At 68.2% G+C, this 22,395-nt stretch carries 21 protein-coding genes and 1 tRNA gene; 8 read left to right on the top strand and 14 right to left on the bottom strand.

All coding sequences use genetic code 11. From position 1 onward, the window contains the following. Nucleotides 1-81: 81 nt before the first annotated feature. The 3 genes from LDO13_RS09465 to LDO13_RS09455 form a co-directional block, all read right to left on the bottom strand. Nucleotides 82-1,185 (bottom strand): tRNA (adenine-N1)-methyltransferase, encoded by a 1,104-nt coding sequence (locus LDO13_RS09465; protein WP_224046520.1) that lies wholly within the window; start codon nucleotides 1,183-1,185, stop codon nucleotides 82-84. A gap of 125 nt (nucleotides 1,186-1,310) precedes the next feature. Then, a complete protein-coding gene (locus tag LDO13_RS09460; RefSeq protein ID WP_224046519.1) occupies nucleotides 1,311-2,519 on the bottom strand; it encodes a site-2 protease family protein in 1,209 nt (402 codons plus the stop codon). Next, nucleotides 2,512-3,261 (bottom strand): HAD family hydrolase, encoded by a 750-nt coding sequence (locus LDO13_RS09455; RefSeq protein ID WP_224046518.1) that lies wholly within the window; start codon nucleotides 3,259-3,261, stop codon nucleotides 2,512-2,514. Before LDO13_RS09455 ends, LDO13_RS09460 begins: the two co-directional genes overlap by 8 nt. 130 nt (nucleotides 3,262-3,391) lie before the next feature. Between LDO13_RS09455 and LDO13_RS09450 the strand changes: the two genes are divergently transcribed. After that, nucleotides 3,392-4,297: a PAC2 family protein gene (locus LDO13_RS09450; protein ID WP_224046517.1), complete on the top strand. Its 906-nt coding sequence runs from the start codon at nucleotides 3,392-3,394 to the stop codon at nucleotides 4,295-4,297. 49 nt (nucleotides 4,298-4,346) lie between these two features. Here the strand turns inward: LDO13_RS09450 and mshC are convergent, their stop codons facing one another. Together mshC and LDO13_RS09440 are read right to left on the bottom strand one after the other, a co-directional pair. Continuing rightward, nucleotides 4,347-5,627, bottom strand: coding sequence for a cysteine--1-D-myo-inosityl 2-amino-2-deoxy-alpha-D-glucopyranoside ligase (gene mshC / locus LDO13_RS09445; RefSeq protein WP_224046516.1), 1,281 nt, complete (start codon nucleotides 5,625-5,627; stop codon nucleotides 4,347-4,349). A 15-nt stretch (nucleotides 5,628-5,642) separates the two neighbouring features. Continuing rightward, complete coding sequence (locus LDO13_RS09440; protein WP_224046515.1) at nucleotides 5,643-6,476, bottom strand: undecaprenyl-diphosphate phosphatase; 834 nt, start codon at nucleotides 6,474-6,476, stop codon at nucleotides 5,643-5,645. Between the two features lie 52 nt (nucleotides 6,477-6,528). On the opposite strand from LDO13_RS09440, the gene LDO13_RS09435 reads away from it, so the two are divergent. Next, entirely contained in the window at nucleotides 6,529-7,464 is a 936-nt protein-coding gene (locus LDO13_RS09435; protein WP_224046514.1) for an aldo/keto reductase, read from the top strand. Nucleotides 7,465-7,495: 31 nt separating this feature from the next. Here LDO13_RS09435 and LDO13_RS09430 read toward each other — a convergent pair whose 3' ends face one another. Next, a complete protein-coding gene (locus tag LDO13_RS09430; RefSeq protein ID WP_224046513.1) occupies nucleotides 7,496-7,762 on the bottom strand; it encodes a hypothetical protein in 267 nt (88 codons plus the stop codon). Between the two features lie 39 nt (nucleotides 7,763-7,801). Here LDO13_RS09430 and LDO13_RS09425 point away from each other — a divergent pair, with 39 nt between their 5' ends. Continuing rightward, the gene (locus LDO13_RS09425; RefSeq protein WP_024366712.1) at nucleotides 7,802-8,035 is read left to right on the top strand and encodes a DUF5703 family protein; all 234 of its coding nucleotides are present in this window, start codon (nucleotides 7,802-7,804) and stop codon (nucleotides 8,033-8,035) included. Between the two features lie 97 nt (nucleotides 8,036-8,132). Here LDO13_RS09425 and LDO13_RS09420 read toward each other — a convergent pair whose 3' ends face one another. Both LDO13_RS09420 and LDO13_RS09415 read right to left on the bottom strand, forming a co-directional pair. Continuing rightward, nucleotides 8,133-9,308, bottom strand: coding sequence for an acyl-CoA dehydrogenase family protein (locus tag LDO13_RS09420; RefSeq protein WP_224046512.1), 1,176 nt, complete (start codon nucleotides 9,306-9,308; stop codon nucleotides 8,133-8,135). A gap of 21 nt (nucleotides 9,309-9,329) precedes the next feature. Next, nucleotides 9,330-10,634 (bottom strand): M20/M25/M40 family metallo-hydrolase, encoded by a 1,305-nt coding sequence (locus LDO13_RS09415; protein ID WP_224046511.1) that lies wholly within the window; start codon nucleotides 10,632-10,634, stop codon nucleotides 9,330-9,332. 163 nt (nucleotides 10,635-10,797) lie between these two features. Here LDO13_RS09415 and LDO13_RS09410 point away from each other — a divergent pair. After that, a tRNA-Leu gene (locus LDO13_RS09410) sits at nucleotides 10,798-10,880 on the top strand. A 128-nt stretch (nucleotides 10,881-11,008) separates the two neighbouring features. On the opposite strand, the gene LDO13_RS09405 is transcribed toward LDO13_RS09410, so the two are convergent. The 3 genes from LDO13_RS09405 to LDO13_RS09395 all read right to left on the bottom strand — a co-directional run bounded on the left by LDO13_RS09405 (nucleotide 11,009) and on the right by LDO13_RS09395 (nucleotide 14,946). Further along, a complete protein-coding gene (locus LDO13_RS09405; protein ID WP_224046510.1) occupies nucleotides 11,009-11,950 on the bottom strand; it encodes a hypothetical protein in 942 nt (313 codons plus the stop codon). A gap of 290 nt (nucleotides 11,951-12,240) precedes the next feature. Continuing rightward, nucleotides 12,241-14,397, bottom strand: coding sequence for a 4-alpha-glucanotransferase (gene malQ, locus LDO13_RS09400; protein WP_224046509.1), 2,157 nt, complete (start codon nucleotides 14,395-14,397; stop codon nucleotides 12,241-12,243). 9 nt (nucleotides 14,398-14,406) lie between these two features. Then, nucleotides 14,407-14,946 (bottom strand): hemerythrin domain-containing protein, encoded by a 540-nt coding sequence (locus LDO13_RS09395; RefSeq protein ID WP_224046508.1) that lies wholly within the window; start codon nucleotides 14,944-14,946, stop codon nucleotides 14,407-14,409. Between the two features lie 175 nt (nucleotides 14,947-15,121). On the opposite strand from LDO13_RS09395, the gene LDO13_RS09390 reads away from it, so the two are divergent. The 4 genes from LDO13_RS09390 (at nucleotide 15,122) to LDO13_RS09375 (ending at nucleotide 18,559) form a co-directional block, all read left to right on the top strand. After that, on the top strand, nucleotides 15,122-15,508 hold the full coding sequence (locus LDO13_RS09390) for a TraR/DksA C4-type zinc finger protein (protein ID WP_224046507.1): 387 nt from the start codon (nucleotides 15,122-15,124) through the stop codon (nucleotides 15,506-15,508). Beyond that, on the top strand, nucleotides 15,505-16,284 hold the full coding sequence (locus LDO13_RS09385) for a M50 family metallopeptidase (RefSeq protein WP_224046506.1): 780 nt from the start codon (nucleotides 15,505-15,507) through the stop codon (nucleotides 16,282-16,284). Before LDO13_RS09390 ends, LDO13_RS09385 begins: the two co-directional genes overlap by 4 nt. 9 nt (nucleotides 16,285-16,293) lie before the next feature. Further along, nucleotides 16,294-17,358 carry a glutathione S-transferase C-terminal domain-containing protein gene (locus tag LDO13_RS09380; RefSeq protein ID WP_224046505.1) on the top strand — a complete coding sequence of 355 codons (1,065 nt, stop codon included), beginning with the start codon at nucleotides 16,294-16,296 and terminating at the stop codon, nucleotides 17,356-17,358. 67 nt (nucleotides 17,359-17,425) lie between these two features. After that, on the top strand, nucleotides 17,426-18,559 hold the full coding sequence (locus tag LDO13_RS09375) for an aromatic acid exporter family protein (RefSeq protein ID WP_346347014.1): 1,134 nt from the start codon (nucleotides 17,426-17,428) through the stop codon (nucleotides 18,557-18,559). Between the two features lie 93 nt (nucleotides 18,560-18,652). Here LDO13_RS09375 and LDO13_RS09370 read toward each other — a convergent pair whose 3' ends face one another. Genes LDO13_RS09370 through LDO13_RS09360 form a run of 3 tightly spaced genes read right to left on the bottom strand, consistent with a single transcriptional unit; the run spans nucleotide 18,653 to nucleotide 22,338 of the window. Next, entirely contained in the window at nucleotides 18,653-19,564 is a 912-nt protein-coding gene (locus LDO13_RS09370) for a MaoC/PaaZ C-terminal domain-containing protein (protein WP_224046504.1), read from the bottom strand. Continuing rightward, nucleotides 19,561-20,916, bottom strand: coding sequence for a 3-oxoacyl-ACP reductase (locus LDO13_RS09365; RefSeq protein WP_224046503.1), 1,356 nt, complete (start codon nucleotides 20,914-20,916; stop codon nucleotides 19,561-19,563). The genes LDO13_RS09370 and LDO13_RS09365 overlap by 4 nt, the downstream gene beginning before the upstream one ends. A 9-nt stretch (nucleotides 20,917-20,925) precedes the next feature. After that, nucleotides 20,926-22,338: an acetyl-CoA C-acetyltransferase gene (locus LDO13_RS09360; protein ID WP_224046502.1), complete on the bottom strand. Its 1,413-nt coding sequence runs from the start codon at nucleotides 22,336-22,338 to the stop codon at nucleotides 20,926-20,928. Between the last annotated feature and the right edge of the window lie 57 nt (nucleotides 22,339-22,395).

Genomic DNA, 22,395 nt, shown 5'->3' with positions numbered 1-22,395 from the left:
GTGCATCAGCCCCTTCCTACGCTTCTATTAAGACATTAGCCCCAAGAAGCCGGGTGCCGCTGGAGTCTTCCGAAATACGGACTACTTCGTAATATCCGGATCGTCCTTGACGTTGGTTCCGGCGATGGCGTCCCGGGCGGCCCGGCGCAGCTTCTTGTCCGAGACGGCCCGCTCCCCCACGGCCCCAGGGGTCCAGGCGTTGACGTCGTCTTCGTTGAAGTCGGTCTTGGACGGGCGGCGCTTCACGGAGATGCCCGTGACGCCGTCGGCCAGCCGCCGGGTGACCAGCAGGAAGCCGGTGTGGGCGACCATGCGGTGGTCCGGGCGGACCGCCAGGCCCTCGAGGTGCCAGCCGCGAACCATGGACTCCCAGGCGTCGGGTTCGGTGAAACGGCCGTCGGCCCGGATGGCCTCCGCGGTCCGGGAAAGCTGCGTCACGGTGGCGACGTAGTTGATCCACACACCGCCCGGGGCCAGCACGGTGGCGACAGCGTCGAGGCATTCCCAGGGGGCAAGCATGTCCAGGACCACGCGGTCCACGGAGCCGGGCTCTTCGGTGCGGACCACTTCCTCCTGGAAATCGCCGAGGGAGATCTGCCAGGCCGGGTGCGGGCCGCCGAAGATCGTCTCGACGTTGCCGCGGGCGATGTCGGCGAATTCTTCCCGGCGCTCGAAGGAGTGCAGGTAGCCGTTGTCGCCGACGGCGCGGAGCAGCGAGATGGACAGGGCACCGGAGCCGACGCCGGCCTCGACGACGCGTGCGCCGGGGAAAATGTCCGCCATGGTGACAATCTGGCCGGCGTCCTTGGGGTAGACGACGGCTGCGCCGCGGGGCATCGAGAGGACGAAGTCCGAGAGCAGGGGCCGCAATGTCTGGTATTGCTGGCCGACGTTGTTGACCACCACAGAGCCGTCCGGCTTGCCGATGATCTCGTCGTGGTTGAGGAATCCGCGGTGCGTGTGGAACGCGCCGCCGGCCTCGAGGCTGATCGTGTTCATGCGGCCGCGCTCGTCGGTGAGCTGCACACGCTCGCCTTCCCGGAACGGTCCGCGGCGCCGCGCTGCCCCGACCGGGGCGGCGGCACTGGCCGTGCCGGCCGCCCGTGCGTCCGGCCCGGTGGTTGCTGCGCGGCTGGTTGTTCCGGCGTCGTCCGGGGTGGTGCCTGCGGCGGTGTCGCTGCTCATGAAAATGTTCCTCGCTCCTGTAAAGCTGTGTGGCCGTGGATGGGGCCGGCTGGCCGCCGGCTCGTGCCCGGGACGTGGGCCCTGGCGGGAATAACAGTCCGGAAATACACGACCGGCAGGTAACTCTACCGGCTTTGGCCGTACATCCGCTTGCCGGCGCCGTTGCCCTTGCCGGTAAGGGCCCCAAGGACTGCGGATTGGTGGAGCAGGCCGGTGACGGTTCCGTCCCGGTCGACGACGGCATACTCCAGGCCCTCGAGTTGGGCGAGGTACTGGATCAGTTCCTGTCCCCTGGACCACTCGGGCACGTAGGCGCCTGCGCCGAGGGAGTAGGACACGGCCGTGAGCGGCGTGGCGGCAGTGGCGGCCGCGGGAACAGTGGCGAGGGCACCGGCGTCGACCACGGCAGACGGGCGCCCGTCCGGGCGGTACAGCACGACGGCGGGAGCCGCGCCGGTGGCGGGATCCGGCGCCAGTGCCAGCACATCGGCCACCGTGGCCGATTCGGGGAGGCCCACTGCTGGCTCGGCGAGGGCGCCGGCTTCCACGCCCGGGAGCCGGCCCCGCAGGCGGGCCTGCTGGATCGCGGCGCTGGCTCCCATCCAGAGGAAGCTGCAGACAAGGAGGGTGAGGAGCACCAGCGACAGGTCCGGCTCGCCGCCGCTGAGCAGCGGAAGGGCCACGAACCAGACGACGAGGGCGATCACGATGATGCGGCCGCCCCAGCCGGCGGCCACCGTGCCCTTTTCCTGGCTGCCGGTCAGCTTCCAGACGGCGGATTCGACGAGCCGGCCGCCGTCCAGCGGCAGCCCGGGGAGGACATTGAAGATGCCGATCAGCAGGTTGGCCCAGACGAAGATATTGGCCAGGATGCCCGGCACCCCGGTGAGGTCGGCGGCGGTCAGCACGAGCCAGCCGCCGGCGGCCAGGACGAAGTTCGCCGCGGGACCGGCCATCGCGACGATGACGGACCGGCCAGGGGACGCGGTGAAGCTCTCGAACTGGGTGTGGCCACCCCAGAGGTTGAGGACGATCTTTTCGCTGGGCCAGCGGTAGATCTTGGCGGTCAGGGCGTGCGCGAGCTCATGCACGAGGACCGAGATCAGCAGCAGGACGGCGTAGGCGAACGCCACGAAGTAGGCGCCGACGCCCAGCCGCGGGTTGTTGTGCTGCAGCACAGGGCCGTAGACGACAACCGTGAACGCGGCAATGATGAACCACGAGTAGGCGAGGATCACGGGGATGCCGGCGATGCGCCCCAGCGCGATTCCTTCGTTGCGCCCCTGTTTCCGGGGGTCCTGCCCGCTGGTGCCCTGGGTGTCGGTGTCAGCCACGGACCGGCTCCTGCGCGGCGTCGCGGGCCAGGCCGAAGGTTGCCTCCGGGAACTCGTGGCGCAGGGCGACCAGCTCTTCGAGGTCGGCCACGGTACGCCCTTCCAGGGTGTCCCACATGGCATGGCGGGGATCGTGCGCCAGCGGGGCGATGTGCGGAATGGCGACCGTCGGCACCCCGGAGGCGACGGCGGCGGCAACGCCGGGCTTGGAGTCCTCCAGCGCGATGCAGTGGTGCAGGCCAAGGTCCGGGTCCTGCTCCTGCAGCAGTTCGACCGCGGTGAGGTAGGCCTCGGGGTGCGGCTTGCCCTGCGTGACGGTGTCACCGGTGACGAGGAAGTCGAAGTAGGGCCTGGGCAGGCTGGCCACGATCTCACGGGCCAGCGCGGCCTCGGACATGGTCACGAGGACACAGCGGATCCCCGCGGTGTGCAGCTCTTCGAGCAGTTCACGGGCGCCGGGCCGCCAGGGCACGGAGATGCGGACCTGGCTGATGACATGGGCCGTCAGGGTGTCGATGATCTCCCGGCGCTCCAGCGCGACGCCGGCTTCCTGCAGGATCCCCGCGGAGAAGACGAGGGACTGGCCCACCAGCTGCATGGCCTTCTCGTGCGACCACTGCCCGCCGTGCGCGGCGACCAGGGCGTGTTCGGCCTCGATCCAGTACGGTTCGGTGTCGACGATGGTGCCATCCATGTCCCAGAGCGCGGCTTTGAGGAGGGGCTGGGAAGCTGAGGATTGCATGTTTTCCAGTCTACGGTGCGGCCCTGTGAGGGGGCAGTTACTACGCCTACGGCGAATATCGCCAGCGCGGCAGCGATTCCCGGCGCTTCATTCCATGCGTGGCCCGGGTCCTTGGACGTAGGGTGAAGAGATGAATAGCTTCGAGGTAGACCCCGCGGAAACGGGCGACGTGCCCGAGCCGGAACGGCTGCTGCAGCCCGTACCCGAGGGCCGGCGCATCACGGTGCTGCTCGCGGCCTTCGAAGGCTGGAACGACGCCGGGGAGGCAGCGAGCGATGCCTTGCGTTACCTTAACAAGCTTTGGGGCGGCAAGAAGGTCGGTTCGATCGACGCCGACGAATACTACGACTTCCAGTTCACCCGGCCCACGATCCGCCGGACGGCGTCCGGTGAGCGGAAAATCAAGTGGCCCTCAACCCGGATCTTCAAGGCGAGTGTTCCCGATTCCAACGTGGACGTCATCTTCGTCCAGGGCACGGAGCCGTCCTATAAGTGGCGTGCCTACACGGCCGAGCTGCTGGTCCACGCCGAGGCGCTCCACGTGGACTACGTGATCCTGGTCGGTGCACTCCTCGCCGACGTGCCGCACAGCCGGCCGATTCCCGTGAGTGCCTCCACGGATGACCCGGCGCTGCGGGAGCGGATGGACCTCGAGGCCTCGCAGTATGAGGGGCCGGTGGGGATCGTCGGGGTCCTCGCGGAGGTTGCGCTGCTCGCCGGGCTGCCCACCGTCTCGCTGTGGGCCGCCGTGCCGCATTATGTGGCGCAGGCGCCCTCCCCCAAGGCCCAGCTCGCCCTGCTGCACCGCATCGAGGAGCTGCTGCAGGTCCCGCTCGACACCCAGGAACTGGTCGAGGAGTCGGACGCGTGGGAGCGCGGCGTTGACGAGCTGGCCACCGAGGACCCGGAAATCGCGGCCTACGTGCGCCAGCTGGAGGAAGCGAAGGACACCGCCGACCTCCCGGAGGCCAGCGGCGAGTCGATCGCCCGGGAATTCGAGCGGTACCTCAAGCGCCGCGGCAAGGAGAAGCCCTAGCGTCCGGCGTGGTTTCGACGCCTAAACGTCGATCCCTGAACTGCCACGCCTAGAGCTCCACACCGAGCAAAGCGTTGACGGCGTCGCTCACCAGCGCCGCGTCCGACGGCGACCCGTCATGGCCTTCCGCCAGGGCCGCTTTGGCCCAGTCATCAACGGCGGCGACGGCTCCCGGGGCGTTCAGGTCATTTGAGAGTTCGGCCCGCATCCGGGACACCAGCCCGGCGGCGGAGCCCGCCGGGGCAGCGGCGAGTGCTCCCCTCCAGCTGCGGAGCCGCTCCTTGGCGGCGTCGAATCCGGCGTCGGTCCAGGACCAGTCGCTGCGGTAGTGGTGGGCCAGGATGGCCAGCCGGATCGCGGCCGGCTCCTCTCCGGCGGCACGGAGCTTGGAAACGAGGACAAGGTTTCCCTTGGACTTGCTCATCTTTTCGCCGTCGAGCCCCACCATGCCGGCGTGGGCGAAGTGTTGCGCCAGCGGCACTCCGGACAGCGAGTAGGCATGCCCGGCGCCCATCTCGTGGTGCGGGAAGACCAGGTCAGAGCCGCCGCCCTGGACGGTGAACGGGGCGGGCAGGTACTTCTGGGCGATGACCGTGCACTCGATGTGCCAGCCGGGCCGTCCCTCCCCCAGTTCGCCGCCGGGCCAGCTGGGTTCTCCTTCGCGGGCAACCCGCCAGAGCAGGGGATCCAGCGCCTGGCGCTTTCCGGCCCGGCCGGGGTCTCCGCCACGTTCGGCAAAGAGCTCCAGCATCTCGGCGTCGGACAACCCTGAGACGGCGCCGAGGGTCCAGGCATCAGTGGCCTCGGCAGAGTGCTTGCCGGCGGCTTCGACGTCGTAATAGACGTCTCCGTCAGGCTCGCCGGCGCCGCCGGGCACCCGGTAGGCCAAGCCCCGCTGCAGCAGCTGCTCGATGGCCGGCACGATCAGGGGAATGGCTTCCACGGCGCCCACATAACGGTCCGGAGCCAGCACGTTGAGGGCTTCCATGTCCGTCTGGAAGAGTTCGATCTGGCTGGCCGCCAGGTCACGCCAGTCCACTCCGGTGGCCGTTGCGCGCTCCAGCAGGGGGTCGTCGATGTCGGTGACGTTCTGCACGTAGGCGACCGTCTGCCGGCCGTCCCGCCAGGCCCGGTTCAGCAGGTCGAATGCGACGTAGCTGGCCGCGTGGCCCATATGGGTGGCGTCATACGGGGTGATTCCGCAGACGTACATGGACTGTTCGCCGGCCGCGCCGAGGGTGACGACACTGCCCTTGGCGGTGTCGAAGAGGCGGAGGGCAGGCATGCTGCCCGGGAGCTGGGGAACGGGGCGGGAGATCCAAGACTTCACAGCCCAAGCCTAGTGCTAGGCGCTGATGACGTTGAAACCGAGCAGCAGGTACAGGGCCAGGCCCAGGAGGATCCGGTACCAGACGAAGAGCCGGTAGCTGTGGGTCGAGACGTACTTCAGGAACCAGCCGATGATGATGTATCCCACAACAAACGCGACGGCCGTGGCGAGGGCTGTTTCCGGGAGGCTGTAGGGACCGGTGATGCCGTCCTTGGAGAGAACTTTGTAGAGCTGGTACAGGCCGCTGCCGAACACTGCCGGGATGGCCAGGAGGAAGGAATAGCGGGCCGCCGCTTCACGGGTGTAGCCCATGAGGAGCCCGGCGGTGATGGTGCCGCCGGAGCGGGACACGCCGGGGATCAGGGCCATGGCCTGCGCAAGTCCGTAGAGGATTCCGTGTTTGTACGTCAGCTGCGTCAGGTCGCGGTCCTGGCGCCCGACGGCGTCGGCGACGGCGAGGATCATGCCGAAGACAATCAGCATGGTGGCGACAATCCAGAGGCTGCGGAGCACGGACTCGATCTGGTCCTGGAACAGCAGTCCAAGGACGATGATCGGCAGGCTGCCCAGAATTACCAGCCAGCCCATCCGGGCGTCCGGGTCGTGCCGGGAGACCTTGCCGGCCAAGGATCCGGCCCAGGCTTTGACGATCCGCACGATGTCGCGCCAGAAGTAAACGACGACGGCGGTTTCGGTGCCGAGCTGGGTGATGGCCGTAAATGCGGCCCCGGGGTCCGCGGCGTTCGGGAGGAAGGAACCCACAATCCGCAGATGGGCACTTGAGGAAATCGGGAGGAATTCGGTCAGCCCCTGCACAAGGCCCAAAAAGGCCGCTTCAAACCAGTTCACGTTTATAGACCCTACGTCATGAAACATTCCGAATCCCCGTAAGCTTGCTGACATGCAGCAGCGTTATGTCGGCAACAGTGGGTTGCGCGTGTCCTCCGTTTCCCTAGGCACCATGTCCTGGGCCCGGGAAACCGACGAGCAGGATGCCTCCGCCCTGCTCCGCACTTTCGTGGACGGCGGCGGGACCCTGATCGACACGGCCGCGTCCTACGCCGACGGCCAGGCGGAGGCGATGCTGGGCGGGATGCTGGGCGACGTGGTGGCCCGCTCCGAGGTTGTCATCTCCACTAAGGCCGGATTGTCGTTCTCGGACGGCCGGCGCGGCGTCGACACCTCGCGGAACGGAATGCTCTCCGGCCTGGACGCGAGCCTGGCCCGGCTGGGCACCGACTATGTGGACCTCTGGTTCGCGCATGCCTGGGACCCCAACGTCCCGCTGGAAGAGACCTTGTCCGCGCTTGAATTCGCCGTACGCTCGGGCCGCGTCCGCTACGTGGGAGTTTCCAACTTCAACGGCTGGCAGACGGCGAAGGCTGCCGCGGTGGCCGGCTTCCCGCTGGTCGCGAACCAGTCCGAGTATTCCCTCCTCCAGCGCTCCCCCGAAGCTGAACTCATTCCCGCCGTTGAGGACGCCGGCCTGGGCCTGATGGCGTGGGGTCCGTTGGGGCGCGGCGTGCTGAGCGGCAAATACCGCGGGAGCATTCCCGCGGATTCGCGGGCGGCCCATTCGAGGCTGGCCGGCTATGTGGAGCCGTACCTTGAGGGTGCCGCGTCCAGTGTGGTGGAGGCCGTGGCGATGGCGGCGAAGGGTCTGGGGCGGACGTCCCTGGACGTCTCGCTGAGCTGGCTGCTGTCCCAGTCTGGTGTCGCGACGGCGATTGTGGGCGCACGCACGCCGGTGCAGCTCAAGGAAATCCTGGATTCGACGCTGGCGCCGCTGCCCCCGCAGATCGCCCAGGCGCTGGAGGACGTGTCGAACCCCGCCTGAGCTGGGTCGTTCGCTGGCCTAACGGCCGGACCTAGTCCTGGAGGATTTCGAGGTCTTCCTCGTCGTCGACGTCTTCTTCCTCGTCCTCGTCGCTGTCGTCATCGATCACTTCGAGCGGCGTCACTTCGCCATACGCTTCGTAGAGCGAGTCGTCGTAGACTTCAAAGGCATCAGCAACGGCAAAAAACGCTGCCTCGACCGCGGGATCCCCATCTCCCCGGCGGGCAGACGCAGCAGCGAGGTGTTCTTCCAGCGCAGCCGTCAGGGATTGAAGCGCGACACGCGGATCGATGCTCATGACTTCACGTTAGCCGGAAAAGGGAGAAAATGGAGAGCAATGAAGGAACATTTTCTCAGCAGCTCGGTCCGTCGGGAACGGGACTATGTGAGGCAGTACGAGTACCTCGTACTGACGGTCAGTCCTGAGGATTCCCTGCCTGAAGCGCGCCGCCGCCTGGTCGAGCACTCGGAGTACGGCAAGTGGGAACTTGAGCGCAGCGTGCTGTATTTGGGCGGCGGACGCCGCTTCTGGCTGCGCCGCAGGGTGACGCAGGTCCAGCGGACCGTTTAGGGGTGTGGGGTCCAGCGGACCGTTTAGGGGTGTGGGGTCCAGCGGACCGTTTAGTTGTGGGGTCCAGCGGACCGTTTAGGGGTGTGGGGTCCAGCGTCTATGCCGTCTCGAGCGGCCCGAGCCACGCGTTGGCTACGGTGTTGTGCGCCGATTCGTCATCTGAGGGGTGGAACATTCCCGCCAGCACGTCGCGGTACAGCCGTTCCAGCTCGGAACCGCGGAAGTAGCTCGATCCCCCGGAGACCCTGACCGCCAGGTCCACGACCGTCCGGGCCGTCTCCGTCGCGCTGACTTTCACTCCGACCAGCTTCGGGAACCACTGGGCGCCGTGCTCGGCCAGGGCATCCACATCTGCCGCGACGCTGGACAGCTGGGGGTACAGCGCGTCCATCGCCATCGCCGCGTCCGCCACCTTCCAGCGGATATCCGGATCCTGGGCGTAGCTGCGCCCGCCGTTCTTGAACGAGGTCCGCCGCTTCACCGCCTCTACCGCCAGGTCAAGGGCCCGTTCGCCGAGGCCCGTGTACACCGCGGCCAGCAGCGTCTCGAAACAGGCGAAGATGGCGAAGATCAGCGGGTCAGCGTTCGGGCCCACCGGAAGCTTCCGGAAAATCCGCTCTGCCGGCACCACCGCACCATCCAGGACCGTCGTGTTGGACTGGCTTGCCCGCATGCCGAGCGTGTCCCAGTCCGCCAGGACTTCGTACCCCGGGGTGTCCCTGGTGATGAAGCCGTGGACCAACTGGCCCTCGCCGTCCCCGGCCGAGGCGTCCTTGCCGAAAATGCCCAGCCGGGTCCACGCCGGCGAGAGGCTTGTGAAGATCTTGCGGCCGGTGAAGGAATAGCCGCCCCCGGCGACCGGCACGGCGGTGGTGAGGGAATCGAAGAGCACCGAGTCGTTCCCTGCCTCCGAGTTTCCGAACGCGAAGATCTCGCCCTGCGCTGCCTCCTGGAGGATGAAGTCCAGCGAGGAGTCACCGCGGGCTGCCAGGACGTGCGCGACGCCGGTCCACACCAGGTGCATATTGACGGCCAGCGCGGTGGCCGGGGCCGCCGTCGCCAGCCGCCGCTGCAGCTGCGCCGCCGCGGACAGCCCAAGTCCCAATCCGCCGTCGGCCGCCGGGACAAAGATCTTCAGGTAGCCGGCCGCGGCCAGCTCCTCAAGATCCTCGTGGAAAAAGGCGTTGTCCCGGTCGTAGCCGGCGGCACGGCCGCGGATCCGTTCGAGCAGGGCATCGGGCAAGACATCGGGCAGGGCATTTCCAGGGCGCATCGGCGGTGTGTCTTTCGGGGCTCAGTAGTTGGTGAGCAGGGTATCGAGCACGCGGGCGCCGAACTTCAGGGATTCGGTGGGGACGCGTTCGTCCACCCCGTGGAACATCCCGGTGAAGTCCAGTTCGTCCGGGAGCTGGAGCGGGGCGAAACCGTAGCCGGTGATGCCCAGCCGGCTCAGGGACTTGTTGTCCGTGCCGCCGGAGAGGGTGTACGGCAGGACCTTGGCTCCCGGATCCTCGGCGTGCAGCGCGTCGATCATCGAGTCCACGAGGTTTCCCGCGAACGGGACCTCCAGCGACACGTCGTTGTGGACGTAGCTCACGTCCACGCCCTTGCCGGCCAGTTCGCGGACCTTTTCGAGGACGTGTTCCTCCTGGCCGGGCAGGGTGCGGCAGTCGATGAGGGCCTCGGCCGATTCCGGGATCACATTGTGCTTGTAGCCGCCCTTGAGCAGGGTGGGGTTGGTGGTGTTCTGCAAGGTGGCGCCGACGAAGCGGGCCACGGTGCCGAGTTCCTTGAGGATCTTGTCCGGATCGTCCGGATCGAACTCGACGCCCGTGAGTTCCGTCACGCCGTCGAGGAACTGCCGGGTGGTGGGGGTGAGCTCCACCGGCCACCGATATTCCCCGATGCGGGACACGGCGCTGGCGAGCCGGGTAACGGCGTTGTCCGTATTGATCTGGGAACCGTGGCCCGCGCGGCCGTGGGCGACGAGGCGGAGCCAGGACAGGCCTTTCTCGGCGGTCTGGAGCAGGTAGGTGCGCTGGCCGCCGATGTTCGCGGAGAAGCCGCCGACTTCGGAGATGGCCTCGGTGGCGCCGTCGAAGAGTTCGGGCCGCTTCTCGATCGCGTAGCGGGCGCCGTAGGTGCCGCCGGCTTCCTCGTCGGCGAAGAACGCGAAGATCAGGTCCCGCTTGGGTTTGCGGCCGGTCCGGGCAAAATTCCGCAGCACGGAAAGGATCATGGCGTCCATGTCCTTCATATCCACGGCGCCGCGGCCCCAGATCATGCCGTCCTTGAGTTCGGCACCGAAGGGGTCCACCGACCACTGTTCGCGGAGCGCGGGGACAACATCCAGGTGCCCGTGGACCACCAGGGCGCTGGCGGACGGGTCCTCGCCGGCAAGTCTGGTGACGACGCTGGCGCGGCCCGGGGCGGACTCGAAGATTTCGGCGTCCAGTCCCACTTCCGTCATCAGCCCCGCGGTGTACTCGGCAGCCGCCCGCTCCCCCGGGCCTGAGCCGTCACCGTAGTTGGACGTGTCGATCCGGATCAGTTCCTGGCAGATTCTGACGACTTCGTCCTCGGGCCTGATTTCAGTCATGTTTCACTCCTCGTGGCGTCGGCTCTGTTGCTGGCTTCAGCCTACCCACATGCCCTCCCGGGCCCCGATTATTTGTTTCGGGAAAGTTCATGCTAGAGTCTTTCTCGCTGCTTCGGAGAAATCCAAAACGCTGAAAGGCGAAAAGGTTCACCGAATACCACCTGCGCGGGTGGCGGAATGGCAGACGCGCTAGCTTGAGGTGCTAGTCCTCGAAAGGGGGTGGGGGTTCAAGTCCCCCTCCGCGCACAACGGGAAAACCCCCAGAATCCAAGGATTCTGGGGGTTTTTTCTATCTCTGGCGACAACAGGCGGGGACAGGCCCCCGAATCCTTGGATTCCGGGACCTTCCCGGTTTGGATCTATTTGCGGGCGCGCTACTTGTACGCAACCCGCTGGATCTGCAGGACCTCCGAGCTGGAGACGACGTTGGCCCTCACGTATTCATCCACGTAGGTTTCGCCTTCGATTGAGACCCTCGTGAGGTTGGGCGCCGCGCCGGAAATCCCGTAGAAAGACAGCCACTTCTCGTTGTTGAGCGGCTTGTCCTTGGCGTAGATGTGAGTGTCGCCGTTGAAAAGGAACACCGGCTTCTTGAATGCCTTGCTTTCACTGGCGATGGCCCGCACGATGCTCTGGAAGGCGTTGCGGTAGCCCGAGTACTGGGTGCCGGGAGCAAACATGTCCGCCTGGGTCATCAGGACCACGGCCCTGCTGTTATTGGCCTTCGCCATTGCGAAGGCACTTCGGATCTGCGCGACGGCGGCATTCACCCGGGCCTTCTCCTCGGCCACCTGTCCAGTGGTGGCCATCGTGAAGCCGAGGCCGGTCCACGGCCGGAGGTCATTCTCCGAACCAACGATGTGCAGGGTCGAGATGGTCAGCCCGCCGGCGGCGAACTTCACATTCTCCTTGTACCCGGACTGGGCCGTGACGGAGATCGGGTTCTGGCCCAGGGTCCGGCCGCTTCTGGGGAAGAAGACCGAGCGGATGGCAGCCAGCCGCTGCAGCGGATTGGCTTTGCCTATTCTGGCGCTGTGGCAGTCCGCCCACTCGTTGTCACCGGGGGTGTACACCAGCGGGTCGACAAACTTGTCGAAGCTTGCCTTGATCTTCTGGTAGTAGGCGTCAGAGCAGACACCCGTGCCGATATCGCCGAGATGCCCGACCATGCGCACATCCGGATCCGCGTTTATCTGCGCGATGCGTTTCGGAAAGAGGCTCAATTGGGTGCTGCCGTAGGGCATGTCGCCGATGACGGCAAAGCTGTAACTCGTGGCAGCGCCTGCAGTGCCGGCTACGCTTCCAGCGATTCCCATTGCCAGAGCCAGACCGGCACCAGCTACCCGCACACTGCTTTTCATTTGTTCCCCCATAAACATCGGATCTGCATCTGACACGACCGCGCGGCGATAGTTTCTGGCGCTTTGGCGATCAGATTAGACGGAGCGGACACGGAAGGAACGAGTAGTTTTACTTGTCCGCCCGCTCTTGTGACACCTGTACAGCACGCGGCAGGTTACTTGAGCAGGTCACTCATCTGCGGCGCGTCCCACTCAGGCCCGTCGGGGGCTGCGGGCCTTAGGCGTTTTCCATCGTGTGCGCGCGGCTAATCCGCGGCGTGCAGCGCAGTCCGGATGGTGCCGAGGAGCGAGCGGAAGCCGGGATCCTCGGCCAGGCTGTCGAGCAGGACCGGCCCCCGCGGGCCGGCCAGGGCTATGCGCCAGTTGGGGTACTCCGTGCTGGTTCCGGGCTGGTTTTGGGTCCGGGTTTCGCCCACCGCATCAACCAGCGCGACGCCGAGCAGGGACGACGGCGTCAGAGTGGTGAAGGCATACAGCGCCTCGACGGTGCCCTGCACGTCTTCGTGCCCCGGCGCCGGCAGGAGGCCGCGTTCCCGCAGCATCCCGAGCACTGCCTGCTGCTCCGCCACGGCCTCGGCGCGTTCCTCATCCACCGGACGCCGCAGCAGGCCCAGGGACTCGCGGAGGGTGACGTGCTCGCCGGCCAGATAGCCGGCCGTCGGGGGCAGGTCGTGGGTGTTGACGCTGGTCAGGCACTGCTGCCGGTACCGCTCCGGCGGAAGCGGGCCGTCGGCGTCGTGTTCGAACCAGAGGATCGACGTGCCGAAGATCCCGCGTTCGGCGAGGTAGTCTCGGACCCACGGCTCAAACACCCCCAGATCCTCGCCGATGACGATCGCACCGGCACGCTGCGCCTCCAGCGCCAGGATGCCGATGAGCGCCTCATGGTCGTAATAGACATAGGTGCCGTCGCCAGGCCCGGCCCCCTCGGGGATCCACCACAGCCGGAACAGGCCCAGAATGTGGTCCACCCGGATGCCCCCGGCATGCCGCAGCACCGTCCGGAGCATGTCCCGGTAGGCCGCGTATCCCGACTCGGCGAGCCGGACCGGGTGCCAGGGCGGTTGGGTCCAGTTCTGGCCCTGCTGGTTGAACATGTCCGGAGGCGCGCCGACCGTGACGTCGCGGGCCAGCACCCCGGCAAGGGTCCAGGCGTCCGCACCGCCTGGTTTCACGCCGACCGCAAGATCGTGGATGACGCCGATCTCCATGCCCGACCGCCGGGCCGAGCGCTGGGCGGCTTCCAGCTGCTGGTCGCAGAGCCACTGCAGCCAGCGGTGGAATTCGATCCGCCCGGCGAGCAGGACCCGTTGCTCCTTGCAGTAGGACGTCTCCGGGCTGGCCGCCTCCGCAGCCCATTGCGGAGCCTCCGGGGCCAGCTTCTCGGCCAGGGCGCACCAGAGCGCGAAGTCATCGAGTCCCTGCCCCTGTTCACGGCAGAAGTCCGCAAACGCGAGGGCGCGGGCGGGGTCGCGCGGGACCCCGAACACGAGCTCAAGGGCGGCCAGCTTCGCCCCGTAGCTGGAGTTCCGGTCCAGCAGCCCGGTGGAGTGGTTGGCGGAGTGTTGTTGGCTGGCCAGCCGCTCCACCTCGGCGCGGCCGGCCGGGCCGAGGTAGCCGTATTCGGGGATCTCCTCCACCCGGAGATAGAGCGGGTTGAAAAACCGCCGGGTCGTGGGAAGGTAGGGCGAGTCCTCAACCGGCGGCCGCGGCTCGGCGGCATGGAGCGGGTTGACCAGGAGGAAACCGGCGCCCTCCTGCCCGGTCAGGGTGGCGAGGTCCGCGAGGTCGGCGAAGTCGCCGATGCCCCAGGACCGGGAGGAGCGCACAGAATAGAGCTGCGTGGTCAGTCCCCAGTTCCGCCGCCCGGCGAGCGCCTCCGTCGTGTGGAGCCTCCGCGGTGTGACGACGAGCGGGCACCGGGCGATCGTGCCGGCGTTATCTGCCAGCAGGGTGTGCCACCCGAGCGGCACCGTACCCGGCAGCGCGAAGGTCGCCCGTCCGGTCAGGACGCCGTCGACGTCGACCGGCGCGTCCCAATTCTCGCGCTGCGCTGCCCTGTGCGTGCTGCCGTCTTCGGCGGCGATCCACACACTGACGGCGCTGCCGTGCGGTACATGGACGTTGATGAGGAGTTCCTGCCCCTCCCGGGCGACGGCGACCGGCGGCAGGAGGCGCCGCCACGGTGCCAGCCGCGCCTCGGCCAGGGACCGCTCCATCGCGGCCGTGTCCGACGCCGGTACGCCCAGCGCGGCGAGAACGCCGCGCAATGTGCTCTCCGTGACAGAGCGTTCGACCCCGTCCCAGCCCCAGTAGGAGGTTCCCACCCCGTGGGCCGCCGCTAGCTCCCTCAGCAATGCATCAGTGCCGGGAGTGCTGTCGTGGTGCATTCCGTCCGCCATGGGGCAACTCTAGACGCTGCCCGTTTGCCCCGTCCCGTGTTGATGGATGTGGGTTTCGCCGACCAGTTCGTGCAGGCCTTCGACGGCGCGTGCGAGGGACAGCTCGGGGGAAGCCACGATGAACGGCATCAGGAGCCTGTTTTCCTTGTCCAGGTGGAGCGCGAAAATGTTCCGGATGGAGCCGGCCGCCACAGCGGCGTCCACCCCGGCGGAACCGCGCAGCTCCTCGACGAGGCCGACGATCATCTGGTGCTCGCCCAGCATCCCGTCCACCAGTAGCGCGCCTTCCGGCCTCTTCCGGGCTCCGCCGTACAGTGGCCCTTCCTCGGCGAGCGCGTGCGGGACGAGTTCGGTCTCGCACCATTCCACGAGCACCTCATGGGCGTCGTGCTCCGCCACGGTGTCGCCGGCCGTCACGGCACGGGTGAGAGTGGACGTCAGGGCATTGAGGCGCTTGAGCATGCTGGCATGGTGCCGCTCTACCGCGGCCAGGGCGTCGGCCTCCTCCACGGCGTTCTTGGTGGGGTCGTTGGCCGCCTGCTGATCCATGACGTCTCCTGACTTATCTGGTCGAAGTCTTCCGGTCACAGTCTCTTCCCCCACTGTACGGCGCAGACTCCCCCGTCCGCCGGGGACTTTCGACCCGGCCCGGTGCGCTTTTCGACGGCGTCCCCTACGCGCCCGCTTCGACGCCCGCGGGTCCGCCGCGCTAGCCTTGCAGCCTATGGTTGACGTCGAACGGTTCCGCGCACTCCTCCAGGAGGAGCGCCACCGGAAACTTGCACTCCTTCCCGCGCTTGGCCGGGACATCACCGCGGTGAATGCGGCCCGGCAGGACTCCAACGTCGACGACGAACACGATCCCGAGGGCGCGACCATCGCGTTTGAGCTCTCCCAGGCCTCGGCCCTGCTTGAGCAAAGCCGCGCGGGTCTCGCCCAGATCGAGGCAGCCCTGGAACGGATCGAGGCCGGCACCTACGGCATCTGCGCAGTGTGCGGGGAAGGGATCGCCGAGGGCCGGCTGGAGGCCAGGCCGTGGACCCCCTACTGCATCCGGCACAGTGCGGGCCCCGCAGGGCCCGCGGGACCGGCTGCACGGGTCCGGGCATGACCAACGCCGCAGAAACCTGGTGGAACCGGATTGCCGCCGGATTCACCCAGTCCCCCGTCCCGCACGTCACCGTTACCGAACTCGCCCTGGTGATCCTCCTCGCCGTCGCGCTCTCCCTGCCGCGGGTGACGTGGCGGTACTTCGGACTCATGGCAACCGTGACCCACGAACTCGGCCACGCCTTCGCCGCGCTCATGACCGGGCAGCGCGTGGGCGGCATCCGGCTGAGCCTGGACCATTCGGGCACCACCACCACCTACAGCAGGCGCCCCCTCGCCGCCGTCTGGTCCACGTTCTGGGGCTACCCCGTGCCGGCCGTCGTTGGCGCCGCCATGGTCTGGTGCGGCTTCAGCGGCTGGGGCCCGGCGGCAATGTCGCTCGGGACCCTGATCCTGCTGGCCTCGTTCCTGTTCATCCGCAACGGAATCGGCCTGCTCATCACCGCGGCCGCGGTCCTGGCCGCCGTCCTGCTCGTGCTGTTTGTCCCGCCCGAATTCAACGGCCATGTCATGATCGTGCTCGGCCTGGCGCTTCTGGTCGCCGCCGTTCGGGACCTCGGCAAACTTGCGGCCGTGCACGTGCGGCGCCGCGACCGGCTGGCGACGTCGGACGCCTACCTGCTGTCCCGGGCAACCCGCGTCCCCGCGGGCGTGTGGATCGTCCTGTTCGCCGCCGTCGTCGGTGCCGCCTGGTGGTTCGCCTGGCAGCCGTTGTCGCAGGTCTTCGCGTCCCTGCCGCATACACCGTGGCAGGGACCCGGCGGCACTCCGGCATAGGCTGGGTCCATGAGCCAAACACACACGGACGACCCTGGATTCAGCACGAAAGGTGCCTACGTCACCGGCGGCGAGGAGTTCACCCGGGACACGAACTACATCGAGGACCGGATCACCCGCGACGGCGCCCCCGGCCGGAACGGCGAGCCCGGCTGGCCGGTCGAGCCGGGACGCTACCGTCTGATCGCGGCCCGCGCCTGCCCGTGGGCCAACCGGACCGTGATCGTGCGGCGCCTGCTGGGCCTCGAGGAGGCCATCTCCCTGGGCCAGCCCGGACCCACCCACGATGCGCGTTCCTGGACGTTTGACCTGGATCCCGGCGGCAAGGATCCGGTGCTCGGCATCGAGCGGATCCAGGAGGCGTACTTCCGCCGGTTCCCGGACTATCCGCGCGGCATCACCGTTCCGGCGATCGTCGACATCGCCAGCGGGCAGGTGGTGACCAACAACTTCCCGCAGATCACCCTGGACTTCTCCACCGAGTGGGCCGCGCACCACCGTCCCGGCGCGCCGGACCTTTACCCCGAGGCGCTGCGCGGGGAGATCGACACGGTCAACAAGCGGGTGTTCACCGAGGTGAACAACGGCGTGTACCGCTGCGGCTTCGCAGGATTGCAGGAAGCCTATGATGCCGCCTACAGCCGGCTCTGGACCGCCCTTGACTGGCTCGAGGAGCGCCTCACCACGCAGCGGTACCTCGTGGGCGACACGATCACGGAGGCCGACGTCCGCCTCTTCACCACGCTGGCACGGTTCGACGCGGTCTACCACGGGCACTTCAAGTGCAACCGGCAGAAACTCAGCGAGATGCCCGCACTCTGGGCCTACGCCCGCGACCTGTTCCAGACCCCCGGGTTCGGCGACACCACCGACTTCGTGCAGATCAAGCAGCACTATTACATCGTCCATGAAGACATCAACCCCACGGGGATCGTTCCGGCGGGGCCGGACCTTGGCAACTGGCTGAGCGCCCACGGCAGGGAAACCCTGGGCGGACGCCCCTTCGGCGACGGAACTCCGCCGGGCCCGGTCCGGGCCGGTGAAGAAGTCTCTCCCGGGCACGGGGCGGACTAGGCCGCCGTGCGGCTGGCCGGGGTTCATCCACTTGTCGCAGCAACGTGCCCACCCTAGGGTGGGCCGGGTGACAACTACAGACGAGGCTACGCACACCGGCGGCCATTCCCTGCCCCGGCGGCTCTGGCGGATCGTGTCCGGCAACGCCCGCTCGGCCCTGCTGTGGCCCCGGCTGCAGCTGGCCCTGAAGGCAGGGCTGGCCGCCGGCATTGCTTTCGCAATCGCCCCTTTCATGCCTGGTTCCGCGGCTGACTACCCCTACTACGCCCCGCTGGGCGCCCTGGTGGCGATGTACGAGAATGTCGCCGGTTCCATGCGTCAGGGCGTACAGACGCTTGTCGGGCTCGCGATCGGAGTGGGGCTGGCCTTCGTGCTGTTCATCCTCGGCAGCCCGACGCCGCTGACGGTCGGCGTCGTGATGGCCTTCGGCGTCGTCCTGGCCGGGCTCCCCAGACTCGGTGCGGGCAGGGACTGGATCCCGACGGCGGCGCTGCTGGTCCTGCTGGTCGGCGGCCACAACCCGGACCAGTTCTCCTTCGGCTACCTCCTGCAGATGGGGGCCGGGGTCACCGTGGGAGTCCTCGTCAACCTGCTGGTCTTTCCGCCGCTGCACTTCCGCGCCGCCGAGCTCAGCATTGCCGAACTGCGCCTCGCACTCGCCCAGCAACTCCGGGACATGGCCAAGGCGCTGAAGGAGAGCTGGCCGCCGGAGCACGAAGAGTGGTCCACGCGCTCCGGCGCCCTCGAAGCGTCAGCGCGTTCCGTCCGCCTGGCGGTGGAGAAGGCGGACGCCAGCCGGCAGGCCAACCCCAGGCGCCGGCTCCATCCGCGGGACGTGGAGCTGGACTACCGCAACCTGCGGGACCTGGAAAGGATAACCTTCCACGTCCAGGACGTCACGCAGGTGCTCTCGGATGTCATCTGGGCCAAGGACACTCCCTTCGTGGTGCCGGATGAATTCGCTGCGCCGCTCGCCGACGCCATGTCTGCCGTGGGCGACGTCCTGCGCTCGGTCGAGGAAGACACCCCGGAGCGGCAGGCCGAGCTGAGCGAGGCGGCCGATGCCACCGTCAAGGAGCTCACGGCACGCGTCGGTGCCGAGGAAGCGGCAACCGACGCCCCCAGCGCCGTCGAATCGATCCTGCTCAGCCTGCACCGGGTGCTGCGGGTGGTGAAGACCTCGGCGGACACCAGCAAGTAGTGCCCTGCCGCTTCCGGCTGGCACACAGACAACGACGGCGGTAGCCGCCCCGGAGGGGGCGGCCACCGCCGTCGTCCTTTGCGTCCGGGACCGCTACAGCGCAGCCACCGATCCGCTGAAGTGCCTGCGTCCGGAACGTGCGTTCCAGGCGACGTAGTCGGAGCGCTGCCAGGCACCGTCGGAGTCCTGCATGGTGCTGATATCCAGCGCCACCCGGGCCGGCAGGAACACCGGCGCCTCAAAGGACACATCCCAGCTGAATGCCTCGCCCTTGGCGGCGCCCACGTCCGCCAGTGCCCTCGACGCCAGGTACATGCCGTGCGCGATCGACCGGCGCAGGCCCAGGGCCTTGGCCGAGAGGACGCTCAGGTGGATCGGGTTGAAGTCACCGGACACAGCGGCGTAGGCGCGCCCGGTGTCCACGCCGAGCTGCCACAGCGCCGTCGGGTCCGGTGCCTTGAAGTCCGCCGGAACAGAGGCTGCCGTGGGCTTGTCGATGCCGGGCAGGAACACGCCTTTGGCCAGGTAGCTTGAGACACCCCGCCAGAGGACGGGGTCCTCCCCCGTGCGGCGGACCTCCGTGACGAGGTCCAGCTGCGTGCCGGACCGGTGCCCGCGCAGGTTCTCCGCCCAGGCGCGGATATCCAGGGCCTCCGTGAAACGCAGCGGCGCGGACTGCACCACATGGTTTTCCAGATGGATCATCCCCAGCAGCGGCAGCGGGAAGTCGTCCCGGTTCATCACGCTCATGGCCAGCGGGAACGCCAGGGCATGGATGAAGCCGGCCGGCAGCACGTCACTCGCCGTCTCGCCGATCAGGTGCTGGTACGCCGTGAGGTTCTCCACCGCCGCCTTCACGCCGCGGACCTCGTGCCGTGTTTCGGGGAGCCCGTTGCCCGCATGCGTGCCCAGCACCCGGCGGCGGGCGGCCGTGGCCGCCGCGTTGACGTACAGCTTCGACAGCGACGGCATCTCGCCCAGGATCACGGGCCCGGATGGGGTCATGCCCCCACCAGGTTCTGCCCGCAGACGCGCAATACGTCCCCGGAGATGCCGCCGGCCGCGTCACTGGCCAGGAACGCGATGGCCTCCGCGACGTCGCCCGGGCGGCCGCCCTGCTGCAGGGAGTTGAGCCTGCGGGCGATCTCGCGGGTGGCGAACGGGATCTTCGCGGTCATTTCGGTTTCGATGAAGCCCGGTGCGACGGCGTTGATGGAACCGCCGTGGGTGCCGATCAGCGGAGCCGTGGCCCGGACCATGCCCATCACACCGCCCTTGGAGGCGGCGTAGTTGGTCTGGCCGCGGTTGCCGGCGATCCCGCTGGTGGAGGCCACGGAGACGATCCGCGGTGAGTTCCGGAAATGCTCCGATGCCAGCAGGGCCTCATTGATCCGCAGCTGCGCGGCGATGTTGACGGCGATGACGGAGTCCCACCGGCCCTGGTCCATGTTGGCGAGCAGCTTGTCCCGGGTGATGCCGGCGTTGTGGATCACGATGTCCAGGCGCCCGTGGCGTTCCACAGTGTGGTCGATGATCCGCTGCCCGGCGTCCTCACGGCTGATGTCCAGCTGCAGGGCTGTGCCGTGCACCTCGTTGGCGACCGCCGCGAGGTGGTCCCCGGCCGCCGGGACATCAACGACGACGACCGTGGCGCCGTCGCGGTGGAGGGTGCGTGCAATCGCGGCGCCGATTCCGCGCGCCGCACCGGTCACGACGGCGACCTTGCCCGCGAGCGGCTGGTCGGCGTCGGCCGGCAGGTGGCCTCCGGCGGAGCTCACCGTCAGGAACTGGCCGTCGACGAACGCTGAGCGGCCGGAGAGGAAGAACCGGAGCGCGCCGAGGGTGCTGGGGCTGGTGGTGCCGGCGCCGCCGGCGAGCAGGATGCCGTTGGCGGTGGCACCGGCCCGGAGTTCCTTGGCGAGCGAGCGGAGGAGCCCGTCGACTCCCTGGCGGGCTGCCGCGGCGGCAGGGTCAGCCGCTGCCGGTCCTGCGGCGTCAGCTGCCGAGCGGGAGATGGTGATGACGCGGGAGTTGGGTGCCAGGTCCCGGAGCGACGTGGCTGCGGTGAGCACCGGCTTCGCCAGGTCCTCGGGGCGGGCCAGTTCGTCCAGCACGAGGATGATGGCGCCGAGCTTCTCCTTGGGCACGGCATGCCGGCGGACATCGAGGTCCCAGGACAGGAGGGTCGAGGCCAGTTCATCGGCGCCGCTGCCGGTGCCCTGGACCAGGACGGGTCCCGTCATGAGCGGCTGGCCCGGTGTGTGGCGCCGCAACACCACAGGCTGGGGCAGGCCCAGTTTCCCGGCGATGTCCCGGCCCAGGCCCTTGGTCACGAGTTGGGTGTATTTGTCGGTCATTGGATTCCCCTAGTGTGCTTCGAGAATGGCGACGACGCCCTGGCCGCCGGCGGCGCAGATGGAGATGAGTCCGCGGGCCGGGCGGCCGTCAACGCGGCCCTGGGCGTGCAGCATTTTCGCGAGCGAGGCGACGATCCGTCCGCCGGTGGCCGCGAAGGGGTGGCCGGCCGCGAGGGAGGACCCGTTCACGTTGAGCCGGGAGCGGTCGATGCTGCCGAAGGCTCCGTCCAGGCCCAGCCGGGTGCGGCCGAACTCCTCGTCCTCCCAGGCGGCGAGGGTGCTCAGCACGGTTCCGGCGAAGGCCTCGTGGATTTCGAAGAAGTCGATGTCGTCGAGGCCCAGGCCGTTGCGGGCCAGCAGGCGCGGCACGGCGAACGCGGGGGCCATCAGGAGGCCGTCCTTGCCGTGGACGAAGTCGACGGCCGCCGCCTCGCCGTCCACGACTGTGGCCAGCTTGGGCAGGTCGTGGGCGTCGGCCCACTCCTCGGAGCCGAGCAGCACGGTCGAGGCGCCGTCGGTCAGCGGGGTGGAGTTGCCGGCCGTCATCGTCGCAGCGGAGCCCAGGCTCTTGCCGAAAACGGGCTTGAGCGTGGCCAGCTTTTCGATGCTCGTGTCGGCGCGCAGGTTGGAGTCACGGGTGAGTCCGCGGTACGGGGTCAGCAGATCATCGAAGAAGCCGGCATCGTAGGCGGCGGCAAGGTTCCGGTGGCTGTTGAAAGCGAGTTCATCCTGCGCCTCCCGCGTGATCTTCCACTGGGCGGTGGTGAGCGCCTGGTGCTCTCCCATGGACAGGCCGGTGCGCGGTTCGCCCGTGCTGGGGGCATCGGGCGCGAGGTCCTTGGGCCGGAGCCGGCTGAGGACCTGCAGCCGCTGCGGCAGCGTCTTGGCCCGGTTCAGGTCAAGGAGCACCTCGCGCAGGCCTTCGCTGACGGCGATCGGCGCGTCCGAGGCAGAGTCCACGCCGCCGGCGATGGCCGAATCGATCTGTCCGAGCTTGATCTTGTTGGCGAGGCCAAGGACGGTCTCCAGCCCGGTGGCGCAGGCCTGCTGCAGGTCGTAGGCCGGGGTCTCCGCCGACAGTGCGGAGCCGAGCACGGCCTCGCGTGTCAGGTTGAAATCGCGGGAGTGCTTGAGCACGGCCCCGGCGGCGACCTCGCCGATACGCTCGTCCTGCAACCCAAAGCGGGCAATGAGCCCGTCCAGGGCTGCGGTCAGCATGTCCTGGTTGGAGGACTTGGTGTAAGCGCCCCCGGTCCGGGCAAACGGAATACGGTTGCCGCCCACGATGACCGCCTTGCGGAGCCGCGGCGCGGCCGGTCCTGCCGCGCCCGCTGCCCGGGGCACGCCGGCCGCCTTGGCTGCTGTGGGCGCTGCGGGGGTCGATTCCTTTGGTCCGGGTGCGGACTGTCCGTTGACGGACATGGGCTGTCTCCTTCGATCAAAGCGGGTTACCGATACCCAGCGTACCTGATACGCTGG

Origin of the sequence: Arthrobacter sp. NicSoilB4 (assembly GCF_019977335.1) — a bacterium.
GTDB lineage: Bacteria > Actinomycetota > Actinomycetes > Actinomycetales > Micrococcaceae > Arthrobacter.
Note: the sequence above shows the minus strand (reverse complement) of the source record. Positions and strands in the feature narration are given on the sequence as shown.

Bases quoted from the DNA above. Each gene is read 5' to 3' on its own strand.
- LDO13_RS09465 (WP_224046520.1), bottom strand. From the start codon at position 1,185: ATGAGCAGCGACACCGCCGCAGGCACCACCCCGGACGACGCCGGAACA.
- LDO13_RS09455 (WP_224046518.1), bottom strand. From the start codon at position 3,261: ATGCAATCCTCAGCTTCCCAGCCCCTCCTCAAAGCCGCGCTCTGGGAC.
- LDO13_RS09450 (WP_224046517.1), top strand. From the start codon at position 3,392: ATGAATAGCTTCGAGGTAGACCCCGCGGAAACGGGCGACGTGCCCGAG.
- LDO13_RS09435 (WP_224046514.1), top strand. From the start codon at position 6,529: ATGCAGCAGCGTTATGTCGGCAACAGTGGGTTGCGCGTGTCCTCCGTT.
- LDO13_RS09430 (WP_224046513.1), bottom strand. From the start codon at position 7,762: ATGAGCATCGATCCGCGTGTCGCGCTTCAATCCCTGACGGCTGCGCTG.
- LDO13_RS09425 (WP_024366712.1), top strand. From the start codon at position 7,802: ATGAAGGAACATTTTCTCAGCAGCTCGGTCCGTCGGGAACGGGACTAT.
- LDO13_RS09420 (WP_224046512.1), bottom strand. From the start codon at position 9,308: ATGCGCCCTGGAAATGCCCTGCCCGATGTCTTGCCCGATGCCCTGCTC.
- LDO13_RS09415 (WP_224046511.1), bottom strand. From the start codon at position 10,634: ATGACTGAAATCAGGCCCGAGGACGAAGTCGTCAGAATCTGCCAGGAA.
- LDO13_RS09405 (WP_224046510.1), bottom strand. From the start codon at position 11,950: ATGGGAATCGCTGGAAGCGTAGCCGGCACTGCAGGCGCTGCCACGAGT.
- malQ (WP_224046509.1), bottom strand. From the start codon at position 14,397: ATGGCGGACGGAATGCACCACGACAGCACTCCCGGCACTGATGCATTG.
- LDO13_RS09395 (WP_224046508.1), bottom strand. From the start codon at position 14,946: ATGGATCAGCAGGCGGCCAACGACCCCACCAAGAACGCCGTGGAGGAG.
- LDO13_RS09390 (WP_224046507.1), top strand. From the start codon at position 15,122: ATGGTTGACGTCGAACGGTTCCGCGCACTCCTCCAGGAGGAGCGCCAC.
- LDO13_RS09385 (WP_224046506.1), top strand. From the start codon at position 15,505: ATGACCAACGCCGCAGAAACCTGGTGGAACCGGATTGCCGCCGGATTC.
- LDO13_RS09380 (WP_224046505.1), top strand. From the start codon at position 16,294: ATGAGCCAAACACACACGGACGACCCTGGATTCAGCACGAAAGGTGCC.
- LDO13_RS09370 (WP_224046504.1), bottom strand. From the start codon at position 19,564: ATGACCCCATCCGGGCCCGTGATCCTGGGCGAGATGCCGTCGCTGTCG.
- LDO13_RS09365 (WP_224046503.1), bottom strand. From the start codon at position 20,916: ATGACCGACAAATACACCCAACTCGTGACCAAGGGCCTGGGCCGGGAC.
- LDO13_RS09360 (WP_224046502.1), bottom strand. From the start codon at position 22,338: ATGTCCGTCAACGGACAGTCCGCACCCGGACCAAAGGAATCGACCCCC.